This window comes from Caulobacter sp. 1776 (assembly GCF_040545685.1).
Classification (GTDB): domain Bacteria; phylum Pseudomonadota; class Alphaproteobacteria; order Caulobacterales; family Caulobacteraceae; genus Caulobacter.
In genome coordinates this window covers 229,363-245,656 of sequence record NZ_JBEPMI010000007.1, presented here as the reverse complement: position 1 = coordinate 245,656, position 16,294 = coordinate 229,363, and the positions used below count along the sequence as shown (strand labels likewise).

11 protein-coding genes are annotated in these 16,294 nt (G+C 67.2%); 9 read left to right on the top strand and 2 right to left on the bottom strand.

Annotated elements, in window-relative coordinates; all coding sequences use genetic code 11:
* Positions 1–3 precede the first annotated feature (3 nt).
* Both ABIC66_RS19675 and ABIC66_RS19670 read right to left on the bottom strand, forming a co-directional pair.
* Positions 4–963: a hypothetical protein gene (locus ABIC66_RS19675; RefSeq protein WP_354072363.1), complete on the bottom strand. Its 960-nt coding sequence runs from the start codon at positions 961–963 to the stop codon at positions 4–6.
* Positions 960–2,171 (bottom strand): glycosyltransferase, encoded by a 1,212-nt coding sequence (locus ABIC66_RS19670; protein ID WP_354072361.1) that lies wholly within the window; start codon positions 2,169–2,171, stop codon positions 960–962. The genes ABIC66_RS19675 and ABIC66_RS19670 overlap by 4 nt, the downstream gene beginning before the upstream one ends.
* Before the next feature lie 172 nt (positions 2,172–2,343).
* Between ABIC66_RS19670 and ABIC66_RS19665 the strand changes: the two genes are divergently transcribed.
* The 9 genes from ABIC66_RS19665 to ABIC66_RS19625 all read left to right on the top strand — a co-directional run bounded on the left by ABIC66_RS19665 (position 2,344) and on the right by ABIC66_RS19625 (position 16,291).
* Positions 2,344–3,588 (top strand): glycosyltransferase family 4 protein, encoded by a 1,245-nt coding sequence (locus ABIC66_RS19665; RefSeq protein WP_354072359.1) that lies wholly within the window; start codon positions 2,344–2,346, stop codon positions 3,586–3,588.
* A gap of 22 nt (positions 3,589–3,610) precedes the next feature.
* On the top strand, positions 3,611–4,807 hold the full coding sequence (locus tag ABIC66_RS19660; RefSeq protein ID WP_354072357.1) for an LptF/LptG family permease: 1,197 nt from the start codon (positions 3,611–3,613) through the stop codon (positions 4,805–4,807).
* A gap of 91 nt (positions 4,808–4,898) precedes the next feature.
* A complete protein-coding gene (locus tag ABIC66_RS19655) occupies positions 4,899–6,182 on the top strand; it encodes a glycoside hydrolase family 27 protein (protein ID WP_354072355.1) in 1,284 nt (427 codons plus the stop codon).
* 117 nt (positions 6,183–6,299) lie between these two features.
* On the top strand, positions 6,300–6,779 hold the full coding sequence (locus ABIC66_RS19650; RefSeq protein ID WP_354072353.1) for a DUF305 domain-containing protein: 480 nt from the start codon (positions 6,300–6,302) through the stop codon (positions 6,777–6,779).
* A 201-nt stretch (positions 6,780–6,980) separates the two neighbouring features.
* Entirely contained in the window at positions 6,981–7,562 is a 582-nt protein-coding gene (locus tag ABIC66_RS19645) for an RNA polymerase sigma factor (RefSeq protein ID WP_354072351.1), read from the top strand.
* Complete coding sequence (locus tag ABIC66_RS19640) at positions 7,531–8,499, top strand: FecR family protein (protein ID WP_354072349.1); 969 nt, start codon at positions 7,531–7,533, stop codon at positions 8,497–8,499. The genes ABIC66_RS19645 and ABIC66_RS19640 overlap by 32 nt, the downstream gene beginning before the upstream one ends.
* 288 nt (positions 8,500–8,787) lie before the next feature.
* Positions 8,788–11,505 carry a TonB-dependent receptor domain-containing protein gene (locus ABIC66_RS19635; protein ID WP_354072347.1) on the top strand — a complete coding sequence of 906 codons (2,718 nt, stop codon included), beginning with the start codon at positions 8,788–8,790 and terminating at the stop codon, positions 11,503–11,505.
* A gap of 51 nt (positions 11,506–11,556) precedes the next feature.
* Positions 11,557–14,721, top strand: a complete 3,165-nt coding sequence (locus tag ABIC66_RS19630; protein WP_354072346.1) for an amidohydrolase family protein — start codon at positions 11,557–11,559, stop codon at positions 14,719–14,721.
* A 10-nt stretch (positions 14,722–14,731) separates the two neighbouring features.
* Positions 14,732–16,291: a flavin monoamine oxidase family protein gene (locus ABIC66_RS19625; protein ID WP_354072344.1), complete on the top strand. Its 1,560-nt coding sequence runs from the start codon at positions 14,732–14,734 to the stop codon at positions 16,289–16,291.
* The last annotated feature ends 3 nt before the right edge of the window (positions 16,292–16,294 follow it).

The following is a 16,294-nucleotide window of genomic DNA, read 5'->3' as shown; positions in this document are numbered from 1 at the left end:
GGCTCACTGTGGTTCGATCGGGCCGCCAGAGAGCGTCGAACCGCGTGGTGAGGGCATGAGCGGGATGTGAGGAAACGCTGAAAAGCGCCGCGCCAGATCGAGGGCGCCGAGCCCGACGATCACGGCTAGGTGCTGGAAGAGCGTTGTGAGCGCCAGCGCCGCCAACAGCACCGCGACGGCCGAGTGCGCGCCCAGCAGAAGCAGCATCAGGTTTCCGAACACCAGGTCCTTGTTCGACAGGAAGGGGATGCGCGACACGAGGTAGCGGACGGCCAGCAGCACCAGCCAGACGCCGGGGGCGACCTCCGGAAGCGAGATCCGCCAGATCAGGATGGTCAGAACGGCCGACACTACCAGACGCAGCGCGTGAGCGGCGCCGACGAAGGCCAACTGGCCAAGCCGCAACGAAAAGACGCGACGGCCAAAGACCAGCAGGCCGATCGAGATCGCCAGGGGAATGAGCCCGGACCACAGGGCCGGTCCGAGCCGCCGGTCGAGATCCAGCGCCCGCAGCTGGGTCGCGCTCATCGCCGCCAGGGCCAGGGTCAGGACATTGCCCAGCAGGGCCGAGACGATGTTCGCGTCCTTGATGGCGCGGAACGGCGCGATGGCGCCCCCGGCCATGCGTCGCGCCCACACATAGAGATAGGCCTCGCCGCTGTAGCCGAGGACGACCTCGTTGATCACGGTCTTGCGCAACAGGGCCTCGACCCCGGCGAAGGGCAGGTTCCAGATCCGCCGGAAGACCGCGAAATCGCAGACGGGTTGCGCCAGATAGAGCAGCAGCAGGGCCGGCCAGACCGCCGGCGGCAGCCGGACGATCGTCTTCAAGGCGTCCGAGGTCGCACCGCCCAGTTGCAGAACGATCGCGGCGACCAGCCCGATCGACACGACGACGCCGAGCCCGTTCCACCAGCGGGAGGCCCCGTTCGGCGTGTCCAAGTCCAGGTCGAGCCGTGTCAAGCGAAGGCCACGCGGCTTCGACGCGCCAGCGCGGGTGGTTGGGCCGTCTGGCCCTCGTCAGCGACCGATCGGTAGTGATCGAACAGCGCGGCGAAGTGGTCGACGTCGCGCCGCACGCCGGCGGCGGCCTCGAGCGTCGCCGCCTTCAACTCTCGGGGATCACGGGCCAACAGCCGAAGGATGGCGGCGGTGGCGGCGCGCACGTCGCCGGATCGATAGATTTCCGCGGTCGACGGCTGGGCGAGGTCGGCGAAGCCGCCGCGATCCGGTCCTACCAGGGGAAGACCGCTGGCCATGGCCTCGGCCGGGAGCAAGCCGAAGGTCTCCGAGTCGCAGCCGTGCACCAGGACATCCGCGCTGGCCAGATGCGCGGCCAGCAGGCCTCGGTCGCGGATCGGCGGCAGCAGATGGACGTGGGGCTTTCCGGCGGCGGCGCGCAGAACCCTGGCGCGGTCGAAGCCATCGCCCACCAGCACGAGGCCGATCGGCGCGTCGGCGCGCGCTCTGGTCGTGGCCTCGATCACCATTGGCCAGCGCTTTTCCGGATGGAACCGGCCCACGGCCAGGGCCAGGGTCGCATCGTCAGGGCAGGAGCAGGCCTTCAGCAGCTCCGATCTCAGGCGCTCGTCCCGCAGCCGGGGAGAAAATACGTCCCGATCGACGCCGAGCGGCACGCTCGTCACGGCCGCCAGGCCGTGATGCTCAAAGCGCCGCGCCAGCCAGGCTCCGCTGGTCACGACCGAAGCGAACCGTCCCGTCAGCTGGCGAAGATAATTCCAGAACCAGTCGAACAGCTGGTCTATCCGTTCGGGGCCGGCGACCGAGGCCAACCACCTTTGCGGATAGATCGCCACAGGGTCGGCGTGCATGAACATGGCGCGGGGAACGGGCGCGGACCAGTTGGCGACGATCCAGGCCCCGCGCCAGGGCGAGGACGCCTCGACTAGATCCGGTGACAGGGAATCAAGCCACCGATGAACGGGGGCGGCGTCCCAGAACATGCGGTAGTTCGAATCGAAGGGCAGGAGCGGGGACCGGACCTGGATCAAGCCGCCCGCGCCGCGGCGCTCGAACCTGTATTCCGGTCCGGGCGCGATGACGAAAAGCTGGTGGCCCAGCTGCGTCGCCGCCTCGAACTTGCGGTCGATATAGGTCCGCACGCCCCCGCCCGTGGGCGAATAGAACTCGGCGACATCGACGATCCGCATCCGGCGTGCTTCCCCAGGAACCCCGCCTTCACCGCTAGATCAGGACCGTGACGGTGATGAGTACGTCGCCTTCATAAAAACGACGGCGAGCCCTGATGTAAGTCGCAGCGCATGCGGCTTGGGGAGCGCGTCGCCTTGGTCGGGGGACCGGGCGCGCACGGGAAGGACTGTCATGAACGTCAAGGTCTCGACCTACGCCGATGGCGCGCGCCCGTTGCGGATCGCTCTGTTTTCGGGGAACTACAACTACACCCTGGACGGCGCGAACAAGTCGCTGAACCGGCTGGTCGGTCATCTAGAGAGCGCCCTGGGCGCCGTGGTGCGGGTCTATTCACCGACCGGGCCGCGTCCCGCCTTCCCGCCGACGGGCGACCTCGTCTCGGTGCCGTCGGTGAAAATTCCGTTCAGGAAGGACTATCGCCTGGCGCTGGGCCTGCCCGAAGCCGTACGGCGGGACATCCTGGCGTTCAAGCCGACCCTCATTCACCTGTCCGCGCCGGACCTGCTGGGCTCCGCGGCCCTGAGGCTGGGCCGGACCCTGAAGGTTCCGGTGGTCGCAAGTCTGCACACGCTGTTCGATTCCTATCTCGACTACTACGCGCTCGGCTGGTTGCGGCCGCTGGCGCGTCGCGAACTCTGGAAGTTCTACGGCGCTTGCGACTACGTCATGGCGCCGACCGAGGCGATCGCCGACGAGTTGCGGGCCGAGAAGCTGCCGACCCGAGTCAGAACCTGGGCGCGGGGCGTCGATCCCGAGCTTTTCAATCCCGAACGGCGCTGCGAGGCGTGGCGGCTGAGCCAAGGGCTGAACCCGGACCGCCCGGTGATCGTGTTTCTGGGCCGGATCGTCATGGAAAAGGGCCTGGCGGCCTTCGCCGAAACGATCCGGCTGCTCGAAGGAGCAGGGCGCTCGTTTCAAGTGCTGGTGATCGGCGATGGTCCCGCCCGCCCGTGGTTCCAGCAACGCCTCCCGACAGCGGTTTTCACCGGCTTCCTGACCGGCGGCGCGCTCGCCACGGCTCTGGCCAGCGGGGACATTTTCCTCAATCCGAGCACGACCGAAACCTTCGGCAACGTCAATCTCGAGGCGATGGCTTCGGGCCTGGCGATGGTCTGCGCCGACGCGCCCAATACCCGCGCGCTGCTGCATCATGAGCGCAACGCCCTGCTTTGCGCGCCGGACAAGCCGTCGACCTATGCCGAGGCGCTGTCCGTGCTGCTCCTGGATCGCGAGACGCGGCGGCGAATGGGCATGGCGGCGCTCGAGCGCAGCACCGCCTATCGCTGGACGGAAATCCTGAATGAGGTGGTGGCGGTCTACGCCGAAGCCCTGACGCGGCGCCTGATCTCGTCAGATCCGATCCGTGAAACCGGTGGATTGGCCGAGCCTCGGCCGGCCGCGCTTTCGGTTCTTTGAGACCGGCGCGGGTTTATCACCGATGATCCTGACCACGCTTGACCGGTACCTACTGCGGCGAACCCTGACGCCGATGACGGCGGTTCTCGTCAGCACGATGGTCGCGTTCCTGCTGGAGCGCCTCATGCGGTCCTTCGAGCTGCTCTCGCAAACGACCGAGGGCTTTAAGTTTCTGACCGAACTGCTGGTGAACCTCATTCCCCACTACATGGGCCTGACCTTGCCGGGCGGGTTCTTCATCGGCCTGTTCGTCGTCGTCAACGGCCTGAACAAAAGCTCCGAAATCGACGCGATCCTGGCGAGCGGCATGTCGTTGGGCCGGTTCGCCACGCCGTTCGTCGGCCTCGGGATCCTACTGACGTTTCTGAGCCTGCTGCTCTTCGGCTTCGTCCAGCCCTACAGCCGCTATGCCTATCACGCCGTGCTGCACGCGGCCGAGAACGCCGGCTGGAACGGCTACGTGCGGCCCCGGGCGCTGCTGTCCGCCGGTCCCGATGTCCTGTTGACCGCCGACGACGCCGATCCGGACGGGCGTCATCTCCGACATGTCTTCATTCGCAAGATAGGGCCCGACGGGCGCGAAGACATCCTGACCGCCTCCGACGCCGTGGTCCGCAAGAACGCGAGCGATCAGAGCGCCACGCTGGACCTGATCAACGGCCGGCAGGTCAGCACGACCAAGGACGCCCAGGTCTATGTCGCCGCCTTCTCGCGCTTCATCTTCGACCTGCCGCTGGCTCAGTCCGCCAAGCTTCTCCGGATGCGTGGGGACGAGGTCAGCGAGCTCACTTTGGTCGAACTCGCGCAGCAGGGCTTTGGCGCGGCGACGCCCGCCTTGCCGCGACAAGCCTTGCTCGCCGAATTCTATTGCCGTTTGGCGAGGGCGTTGATCCTGCCTCTCCTGCCGCTGCTGGCCGTACCGTTCGGGCTCAGCGCCAAGAGGGCGGGCTCGGGCTCGGCGATGGTCGTCGGCGGGCTTCTGCTCTTCGCGTTCGAGACCTCGATGATCCTGGGCCAGGCCATGGTCTCGGCGGCGGGGCTGCCAGCGATCGTCACCATAGGCTTGCCGGCGGGCGTCTTCGTGGCCGCCTGCGTCGCAACCTGGGTCGCCAGTCGAAGGCGCCCGGGCGAGAACCCGGTAAGCTGGCTCGCCGAACATATCGCCGAAGCCTTCGCCGCCGTCGCGAAAGCCGTCAGTCCGCGACGCGGGCATCGTTGATCGCGCCGCGCGCGGCCCCTGTCTTGTCGGTCCATTTACGAAATGACAGCGTTGCCAAAAGCCAATTTGTGCGCTCTAGATTATCATACAAATGCAATTGACCGTGCGCGGCGAGTCTGCCGACGATCAGGTCGGGGAGGAATCCATGAAGGCCACAGGTATGCGCGCCGCGCCGAAGTGTTCCGGCGTAAGGGAATTGGCGATCGCGGCGGCCGTGGCGCTTCTTCTCGCCGGATCCGCAGTGCACGCCGCCGACCCAGAGCCCCCGCGCCTTGCGAATGGCCTTTCGAAGACCCCGCCGATGGGGTGGAACAGCTGGAACAAGTTCGCCTGCAATATCGACGAAGCCACCGTGCGCAGGATGGCCGACGCGATGAGTTCGAATGGGATGAAGGAGGCTGGCTACAGCTATATCGTCATCGATGATTGCTGGCACGGCGAGCGGGACGCCGCGGGTTTCATCACCCAGGACGCCAAACGCTTTCCCAGCGGGATCAAGGCGCTTTCGGACTACGTCCACCAGAAGGGCTTGAAGTTCGGGATCTATTCCGACGCCGGGCGACTGACCTGCGGCGGGCGGCCGGGCAGCCAGGGGCATGAATTCCAGGACGCCCAGACCTATGCGAAATGGGGCGTCGACTACCTGAAGTACGACTGGTGCTCCACCGGAACCCGCAATGCGCAGGAGGCCTACATCCTGATGGCCGACGCGTTGAAGGCGACCGGCCGCGACATTGTCTTCTCCCTCTGCGAGTGGGGGACGTCCAAGCCTTGGCTGTGGGCGTCCAACGTCGGGAATCTTTGGCGCACGACGGGCGACATCACCGACAAATGGGACGGCGCCCACGATTACTCGCTAGGCGTGCTCAAGATCGTCGACGCCAATGAGCCTCTCCACGCCTTTGCCGGCCCTGGGCACTGGAACGATCCCGATATGCTCGAGGTCGGCAACGGAGGGCTCACCGAAACCGAATATCGCAGCCACTTCAGCCTCTGGGCGCTGATGGCCGCGCCGTTGATCGCGGGGAACGACATTTCCAACATGGACGCGGCCACGCGCGACATCCTGCTCAATCGCGATGTCATCGCCGTGAACCAAGACCCTCTCGGGGTCCAGGGACGGCGGGTCCGCGACGATGGCGACGCCGAGGTCTGGGTCAAGCAACTGGCCGACGGCGGCCGCGCGGTCATCCTGTTCAATCGTGGTGACAAGCCTTCAGAGATCGCCGCGAACTGGACCGAGCTTGGCTATCCGGACACGCTCGTGGCAACGGTGCGTGACCTGTGGGCGCATCGATCGCTCGGCAAGAAGACGGGCCGATTGTCGGCGACGGTACCGTCGCACGGCGTGGTCATGGTCACGGTGAAGCCCTAGCGCGGCGGGCCAAGCGTCCAGGGGAGCCGAGCCACCCGTGGCCAGCGCCGCGAGCGTTCGCGGAACGGCGGGCGTGGTTACCGGTTAAGGGGACGTCCCGTCACGCGGATGAACTCCATGGCCGAGCATCAAACTTCCCACGACCACGCCGACCAGGCTCCTTATGTACGCCTGGCGGCGATGACGGTGCTGTCCTTCTTGGCGATGTACGGGTTGATGTTCGCGATGGTCGACAAGGCCTCGAACATCCATCCGAGTCTCAACCAAGCCTATATGGCCGGACTAATGACCGCGCCGATGGTGGTGTTCGAGCTTCTGCTGATGGGCATGATGTATCCTCGCAAAGGCCTCAACAGAGGTCTTTTGGCCATCAGCGTCGTGGTGGGCCTGCTTTGCTTCGCGGGCATTCGCCAGCAGTGGCTGATCGGCGACCGCGAGTTCCTGGCCTCGATGATTCCGCATCACTCCGGCGCGATCCTGATGTGCGGCAAGGCGCCGGTGCGTGATCCCGAAATCCGGCGACTGTGCGCGTCCATCATCCAGGGCCAGCAGCAGGAGATCGACCAGATGAACGCCATGCTCGCGCGGGACGGGTAGATATCCCTGACGAGACCCACGGCAAGCCGCGATCCGGATCCGACACTCCTCGCAGGATGATCGCCGGGCGCCTCCAGTCGGTATTTGCCGCGTCGTGTGGCGATGCGTGACGAAAACGAAGCCAGACGCCGGGCGTATGTTGCCGATCGCGGCGAGCGATCCGACGGTCACTCCGGTTCGGGTTGTCGTCACGAGGGGCCTTTGAAGCAGAGCCGCGCCGAGATCGTCGCCTTCGTCGGCGGCCAGATCCTTCCGCACGAAGCGGATGTACGCGCTTGGCTGCGGCGGTCCGGCAGTTCCACCGCCGACATCGACGACGTGATCCAGGAGACCTATTGCCGTCTGGCCGCCCTGGACAGCATCATTCATATCGCCAACGGTCGCGCCTATTTCTTCCGGACCGCGCGCAACATCGCCATCGAGAAAATTCGCCGCGCGCGCATCGTTCGCATCGACTGCGTCACGGAAATCGACGCCCTGAACGTCGTAGATGAAGAGCCATCCCCCGAACGCGTGGTCGCGGGCCGTCGCGAACTGGGTCGGGTGCGGCGGCTGATAGAGGAGCTTCCCGAGCGGTGTCGACAGATCTTCACCCTTCGCCGGATCCACGGTCTGTCGCAGCGGGAGACCGCCTTGCGCCTAGGAGTGACCGAGAATGTCGTGGAGATGCAGTCGGCGCGGGGCTTGCGTTTAATCCTGCGGGCCTTATCGGAAGCGGAAGCACAAGATCAACCGGCAGTCGGCAAGGCTCATGAGCTCCATCCGGTCCGCAAGCGAGATTGACGAGGAGGCGGCCGACTGGGCCGCCCGCGTCGACGCGCATGGCCTGGACGTGGACCTTGACCCCGAGCTGCAATCCTGGCTGAGCGGTGACGCGCGTCGGGCCGGGGCGCTGCTGCGCGCCCAAGCGGCGATCAGCTTCCTGGACCGCGGCCGAGCCCTGGCCAGCGTCACGCCACCAGTCGAAGTCGTCGCCGGTGAGCACCCCAATCGACGCGCCTTGATCGCTGGGGTGGGCGGGATCGCCGCCGCCTTGGTCGGCGGGATCGGTCTGTGGGCCGCGCGGCCGCAGCGGCTGGACACCCGGCTGGGCGAAATCCGGCGCGTACCGTTGGCCGACGGCTCGCTGGTGGCGATCAACACCAAGACCGCGCTGGACGTGGCGATGAAGCCCAAGTCGCGGAGCATCGTCCTCCGGGAAGGCGAGGCCTGGTTCCAGGTCGCCAAGGATCCTGAGCGCCCGTTCGTCGTGGCGGCGGGGCCGGTCCGCGTCCGAGCGGTGGGGACGGCCTTCTCGGTGCGGCGCGGCGAGGCCGGCGCCGGGGTCGACGTGATGGTGACCGAAGGCGTGGTCGAGACCTGGGTCGAGGGCGATCCGTCGCCGCGCCAACGGGTGTCGGCGGGTAGCCGCATCATCCTGGCCAGCGCCGCCGCGCCCACCGTGGCGGAGTCGCCTTCCGAGATCGAGCGCAGCCTGGCTTGGCGCAACGGCGAGATCGCCCTGGATGGCGAGAGCCTCGAACAAGCCGCCCGCCTGTTCAATCGTTACAACAGCCGCCAGATCATCATCGAAGATCCGGTGCTGGCGCGCGAACGCTTCGTGGGTCTCTTCCAGACCAACGAGCCCGAGAGCTTCGCGACCGCGGTGGCCGCGACGCTCGGCGCGGTCGTCACCGACGACGCCGACGCCATCAGGATCAGCCGCGCCCATATCTCCTGAACCGGGCGCGAGGCCCGACCGCCGCCATCCACGCATGCGAAACGGGCGCCCAACGCCAAAGCTGACGCGAAAGCGGGCGTGTTGGACCGTGATCGGACCAATCGCGCGAGCGCCCACCGGAAATCCTCGCCCGATCCCTCGTCCTGTCAGGAGGCCGCGAGTGGCGGACCTCGGCACGATGGGGGATTGTCTATGCGTGACTGGACGAACCGTTCCGCCAGACGGCGGTTGCTATGCGCGGCCTCAGCCGTTTGGGCCCTAAGCGCGGGCGCCGCCCTGGCCCAGGCCATGCCGTTCAGGATCGACGCCCAGCCGGCGGCGACGGGCATCCGCCAGTTCGCCCGCCAGGCCGGCGTGCAGATCCTGGTGCAATCGGACGCCGCCCAGGGCAAACGGACGGGGTCGGTGAAGGGGGCGCTGCCGGTCGACCGCGCGCTCGAGCAACTGCTGTCCGGCACGGGACTGACAGTGATCTCCAATGACGGCAAGACGATCATCCTGGCGCCGCCGCGCACGGGCCTGATCCGCACGGGTTGGTCGAGCGCCGCTGGCGGCGTCTCGGCGCCGGCGCCCGAGCCGGCTCCGCCGCCCGAACCCGAGACGCCCAGCGTCATCGAGGAGATTATCGTCACCGGCACCCGCTCGACCTCGCGCACGGTCACCGAGAGCATGGCGCCGATCGACGTCATCTCGTCGGCCGAACTGACCAAGAGCGGCAAGCAGTCGACGCGCGACCTGATCTCGACCCTGGTGCCGTCGGCCAACACCTCCAACAGCGGCGCAGGGGCCAGCTTCGCGATCAAGACCGTGTCGCTGCGCGGCCTGTCGGCCGACCAGACCCTGGTGCTGGTCAATGGCAAGCGCCGGCACAACACCGCCATCCTGTTCGTTAACGGCACGACTCAGAACGGACAGTCGCCGCCGGATCTGGACCTGATCCCCTCGGCCTCGATCGAGCGGATCGAAGTGCTGCGGGACGGCGCCTCGGCCCAGTATGGCTCGGACGCCTTGGCCGGGGTGATCAACGTCATCCTGAAGAAGAGTCCAGAGGGCGGCTCGATGACCGCCCTCTACGGCAAGACCGCCGAGGGCGACGGCGAGACCGGCCAGTTCTCCGGCAATCTCGGCATGAAGTTGGGCGAGGGCGGCTATCTGAACCTGACGGCCGATGTACGGATCACCGATCCCACCGATCGCGGCGACCTGACGCCGAACACCACCCAGATGTATTTCCCGCTGAACGCCCTCGGCCAGCCGGTGCGGGTCGGCACGGCCGGTTCGACGCCGGATCCACGCGAGGCCACCGCCAACCGCCATACCAGCCATCCGGGTTCGCCGCAGGTGCAGCTGTTCTCGCTGGGCTACAGCGCCGGTTCGCCGATCGGCGACGACGTCGACCTCTATTCGTTCGGAACCTTCTCCAGCCGCAACACCGCCGCCTGGCTGACCTTCCGCAATCCGAACGCCGCCAACAACATCACGGCGGTCAATCCCGACGGCTACACGCCGCGCCTGTTCCTGAAGGACCGCGACTTCCAGGTGGCCTTCGGCGCCAAGGGCAGAGGCCTGCTCGGCTTCGACTGGGACCTGTCGACGACCTTCAGCCGCGACGATGTCGACTATTACGAGAACTCGCTGAACGCCTCGCTGGGCCCGGCCAGCCCGACCTACTTCTACATCGGCACGCTGAAATTCCAGGAATGGACCTCGAACCTGGATCTGACGCGCGAGCTCGACACCGGCCTGTTCGCTCAGCCGATGTTCGTGGCGCTCGGCGCTGAATATCGCGACGACAAGTTCGAGATCGTGGCGGGCGAACCGGCCTCGTACATCAATGGCGGCTATGTCGCGCCGGCCGGCAGCCCACAGGCCGGCGTGGTGTTCGCGGGCGGCTCGCAGGGCGTGACCGGCTTCCCGCCGTTCTCGGCGGGGTCGTTCTCGCGCGACAACATCTCGGCCTATCTGAACATCGAGCAGAAGGTGACCGACAAACTCGAATTCGCCCTGGCCGGCCGCTTCGAGCACTATTCTGACTTCGGGGACGCCAAGACCTTCAAGCTCTCCAGCCGCTACGCGATCCTGCCACGCCTGGCGATCCGCGGCACGGCCAGCACCGGCTTCCGGGCGCCGTCGCTGCAGCAACAGCACTACGCCTCGTCCAGCACGATCGGCGTGATCGTGCCGCCGGCCACGACCACCCAGCTCTATCCGGTGCAACTGCTGCCGCCGGACAACCCGGCCGCCATCGCTCTGGGCGCCAAGCCGCTGCGTCCGGAAAAATCGGTCAACTACTCGATCGGCCTGGTGGCCCAGCCGATCTCGCGGATGAACGTCACGCTGGATATCTACCAGATCAAGATCGACAACCGCATCCTGCAGAGCGGCACGCTGGGCCCGAACGCCGCCGTCAGCGCCGCCCTGGCCAGCCAGAACCTGAACCCGCAGCAAGCGGCCTTCTACTACGGCAACTTCGCCGACACGAAGACGCGCGGCATCGACTTCGTGGTCGACTACCGCACCGACTTCGGCGACTTCGGCGCGGTGCGCTGGACCTTCTCGGCCAACCACACCAAGAACGAGTTCACCCGCGTCGTGCAGCCGCCGGCGGCCCTGGCGGCGGCGGGGATCGTCTATATCGACCGCGTGAAGATCGGCGACCTGACCGTTGGCACGCCCAAGGACAAATTCATCCTGGGCGCCGACTGGACGCTTGGGAAGTTCGACACCAACCTGCGCTTGACCCGCTACGGCGAGGTTATCCAGCGCACGTCCCTGGCGGCCAATGACGAGACCGTCAGCCCTAAGCTGATCGTCGACCTCGACCTCAGCTACGCGGCGACCAAGAACATCACGGTCAGCGTCGGGGCCAACAACCTGCTGGACGCCTATCCGGACAGCGTTCGCGCCGCCAATCGTGGCACGCCCGCCTTCGCCTACTACAATCAGTACTCTCCGTACGGGATCAGCGGCGGCTTCTACTACGCCCGCGTCGCCGCCCGGTTCTAGGCTTGCCGCCGGCTCGGGCGCAGGTTCGGGCCGGTCCTCTCGGAGTTCACGATGACCCAGCGTTCCAAGCGCGGCGTCAGCCGCCGCCGGCTCTTTTCGATCGGGGGCGGAGCGATCGCCGTCTCTGGCGTGGCCGCCCTGGCGCCGCCGGGCGCCAAGGCCGACCAGCCCTTAGCCGCCGACACCCGGACAGTCACGGCGAGCGAAGGCACCAATATCTGCGCGGTCGTCTCGCCGGACGGCAAGACCGTGGCCTTCGACGTCTACGCCATGCTGTGGCTGGTCCCTATCGAGGGTGGCGCGGCCCGGCGCCTGACCGACGAGATCTACGAGATCGCCCAGCCCGACTGGTCGCCCGACGGCAAGGCCATCGCCTTCCAATCCTATCGCGACGGCAACTTCCATGTCTGGACCATCGGTGCGGACGGAACGGGCCTCAAGCCGCTGACCAAGGGCGCGTTCGACTGCCGCGAACCGCGCTGGTCGCCGGACGGCAAGACGATCGCCTTCTCGTCCGACCGGGGCGGGCGCTACGGCGTGCATCTGCTGGACGTCGCCAGCGGCGCGATCACCGCGTTCAGCTCTGGCCCTGGCGACGAGTTCGAGCCCTCCTGGGCGCCGGATGGCAAGAGCCTGGCCTTCACGGTCGACAAGGTCCGCATCGACGTCCAGGGGCTGGATGGCGCGCGGCGGACCGTGGCCAAGGTCAAGGCCTCGGCCGACCGCTTCAACGCCGCTTCGGTGGCCAGCCCGGCCTTCACGCCGGACGGCCGGGACGTGGTCTTCACCGCCATCGAGAACGGCAAGGCCGAGCTGCGCAACGCCTCCGGCGTGGTGGTCCAGGGCGAGGACGTCTTCCCGTTCCGCGCGTCGTGGCTGGCGTCCGGCGCGTTCCTCTACACGGCCGACGGCCAGATCAAGCGTCGCGAGGCCGATGGGTTGGCCACCGCGATCGCCTTCACGGCCGCCGTGCCTGTGCTGACGCCGCGCTACATCAAGAAGAGCCGAGACTTCCTATCGGCCAAGACCCGGCCCGTGGTCGGCATCGGCAGTCCGACCCTGTCGCCCGACGGCCGCCGGATCGTGTTCCGGGCGCTGAACGATCTCTATCTGCTCCAGGTCGGCGGCGGGCCGGCCATGCCCCTGATCAACGACACCTTCAGCAAGGTGGATCCGGCCTGGTCGCCAGACGGCAAGGTTCTGGCCTATTCGACCGACAAGGGCGGCTCGCTGGACATCTGGCTGCGCGACATGGCCACCGGCGCCAGCAAGCAGCTGACCCATTTCGACGGCGCGGCGGTGTCCAGCGCCTGGTCGCGCGACGGCAAGTCGATCGCCTTCCTCAGCCAGAACGGCGGCCTGTTCGTGGCCGACGTCGCGACCGGCGAGACCCGCCGAGTCTATGGCGACCTCTGGGAGCCGGGCAAACCGACCTGGGGGCCGGGCGACAAGACCATCGCCTATGCCGCCTTCAAGCCGTACTCGGCTCGTTTCCGCGAGGGCCTGAGCGAGATCCTGACGGTGGACGTGGCCAGCGGGAAGGGGACCTACGCGCCGATCCTGCCGGACCGCTCGCTAGGCACGCGCGGCGACGACGGTCCGGTCTGGTCGCCGAACGGCAAGTCGCTAGCCTATGTCTTCGCCAGCCGGCTGCACGTCTCGCCGGTGGATGAGACCGGAAAGCTGCTCGGGCCGCCCAGGCCGCTCAACGACGAGGTCACCGACGCCGTCAGCTGGAGCGGAGATGGCAAGAGCCTGATCTATCTCTCGGCGGGCCAGCTGAAGCTGATCTCGGCGAGCGGCGGCGCGCCCAAAACCGTTCCGCATGGCCTGACCTGGGCCAATGTCCGGCCCAAGGGACGAATGGTGGTTCGCGCCGCCCGCCTGTGGGACGGCAAGTCGCCCACTGTGCGCGAGAATGTCGACGTCCTGATCTCGGACGGCCGCATCGCTGGCGTCGCGCCCAAGGGCGAGGTGACGGCGGACGTGAAGATCATCGACGCGCCGTCCGGCACGGTGATGCCGGGCCTGATCGACATGCACACCCACCGCCAGATGCAGGGCTACGGCTATGGCGACCGGGAAGGGCGGCTGTGGCTGTCGCTGGGAGTGACCACCACCCGCTCGCCCGGCGGGCCGGCCTATCACACGGTCGAGGACCAGGAGGCGATCGAGTCCGGCAAGCGGATCGGGCCCCGCTACTACGCCACCGGCGAGGCGATCGACGGCTCGCGGATCTTCTACAACTTCATGCGACCGGTCACCGAGCCCGGCCAGATGGCGCTGGAACTGAAGCGGGTCGAGGCGCTGTCCTACGATTTGATCAAGACCTATGTCCGACTGTCGGGCGAGCGCCAGAAGGAGGTCATCGCCTGGGCCCACGCCAAGGGCCTGCCGCTGACCTCGCACTACCACTATCCGGCCCTGGGCCTGGGCATGGACGGCATGGAGCACCTGGGCGCGACTAGCCGCACGGGCTACTCCCGCACGGTCAGCGCGCTGGGCAACATCTATCAGGACGTCAACGCCGCCTTCGTGACCAGCAAGGCCGCGCGCACGCCAACCTTGTTCACCTCGACGGCCCTGCTGGCCGACGACCGCTCGCTGGTCGACGACCCCCGCATCAAGGCGCTCTATCCGCCGTGGGAATACGCCCGGCTGCTGGAACGGGCCAAGCAGATGGCCGCCATGGATCGCACGCCGATCCTGGCCTCGCTGGCCCGCAACGTCGCCGAGGTGGCGCGCACGGTCCGGGCGGGCGGACGCATCGTCACCGGCACCGACTCGCCGATCGACTTCAACGCCGTCAGCCTGCACATGAATCTGCGGGCCATGGTCCGCTACGGCATGACGCCATTCGAGGCCCTGGTCACCGCCACCAGCGCTTCGGGCGAATATCTTGACGAGCCGCTGGGTTCGATCGCGACCGGCAACTACGCCGATCTGGTCTGGGTCGACGGTGATCCGCTGGCGCGGATCGAGGACGCGGCCAAGGTCGCCAAGGTGATCAAGCACGGCGAGGCCTACACGGTCGCCGACTTGGTCGGCCCGTTCGGCGAGCACGCCCAGCACGCGGTCTTGGGCGCCAAGCGCCGCTTCGTCTGCGAGGCCTCGGCCGAATACTGGTGGCACGAGCCCGACTTCTTGGCCCAGGCCCGCGCCTCATGTTGCGACGGCGCCTGCGGCTTCACGCCAACCTTTAGCCTTCAAGTCTAGGGACGAGACGATGGGTATTTCGCGACGACGCTTTCTGACGTCCGTGGGCAAGGCCGGCGGCTACGGCGCGCTCTATACCACCATGATGGGCATGGGCCTGCTGGCCGCGCCGCGCGCCTATGCCGGTCCGCCGAAGCTGCCGGCCGGCGGCGGGGCGGGCAAGTCGGTGGCGATCCTGGGCGCGGGGATCGCGGGCCTGGTGTCGGCCTTCGAGCTGCGCAAGGCCGGCTACGCGGTGACGGTGTTGGAAGCCCGCGACCGTCCCGGCGGCCGCGCCTGGTCGGTGCGGAGCGGCTCCGAGATCGTCCAGACAGGGCGTCCCGACCAAGTCGTCGACTGGGCCGAGGGCAAACACGCCTATTTCAACGCCGGCCCCGCCCGCATCCCGCAATGGCACCACGCAGTTCTCGGCTATTGCCAGGAATTGAACGTGCCGCTGGAGGTGATGGTCAACGCCAACCGTTCCGCCAAGCTGGACTTCGCCGGCCAGGTGGTCACCGAGCGCCAGGCGGTCAACGACACGCGCGGCGCCTTCACCGAGCTGCTGGCCAAGGCCGTCGACAAGGGCGCGCTGGATCAGGAATTGACCGGTGTCGATAAGCAGAAACTGCTGGGCTATCTCTCGGCCTACGGCGATCTGTCGAAGAACACCTACGAGGGCTCGACCCGGGCCGGCTTCCTGGCCTCGCCGGGCGGCTACGACCATCCGCCCAAGGGCGGTCCGCCGCTGCGCATGGCCGACATGATGAAGTCGCGCTTCTGGGGCGCCAGTCTGATCTTCGAGGAGATCATCGACATGCAGGCCACCATGCTGCAGCCGGTCGGCGGCATGGATCGGATCTCGTACGCCCTCTACGAGCAAGTGAAGCCCGCCGTGACATTCGGAGCCGTCGTCAAGGCGCTGCGCAAGACGCCGAAAGGCGTGAAGATCGACTACGCCGACGCGGCGGGAGCCAAGACCCTGGAAGCCGACTTCTGCGTCTGCACCATCCCGCTGCCGGTGCTAGCCAAGATCCCGTCGGACTTCACGCCGCGCGTGAAGCAAGCGATCGCGGCGGCCGAATATCACCACGGCACCAAGGTCGCCTGGGAGAGTCGGCGGTTCTGGGAACAGGACGACTTCCAGTATGGCGGTCTGGGCTGGACCGACGAGGCCAATGAACTGGTCTGGTATCCCAGCGGCGGCATTGGCGAGAAGACCGGGATCCTGGTCGGGGCCTATTCGATCGGCTTCTCCGGGCCCGAGGCGCCGCCGAAATACGCGGCGATGTCGTTCGAGGACCGCTTCGCGATCTCGCGCAGGGTGATCGACAAGTTCCATCCTGGACACGGCAAGGAGCTGACCAAGCCCTTCACCGTGTCATGGATGCAAACACCCTACAGCGAGGGCGTGGCCGTGGGTTGGACGGAGGCGCAGCGCGCCACCGACTACGCCGAACTCTGCAAACCCGACGGCGCCTTCTACTTCGCCGGCGAGCACATGAGCTACATCAACGCCTGGCAGGAAGGCGCGGCGCTGTCGGCCCACGAGGCGATCAGGCTCATCCAGACGCGCGTGTCGGCAGGATGAGGT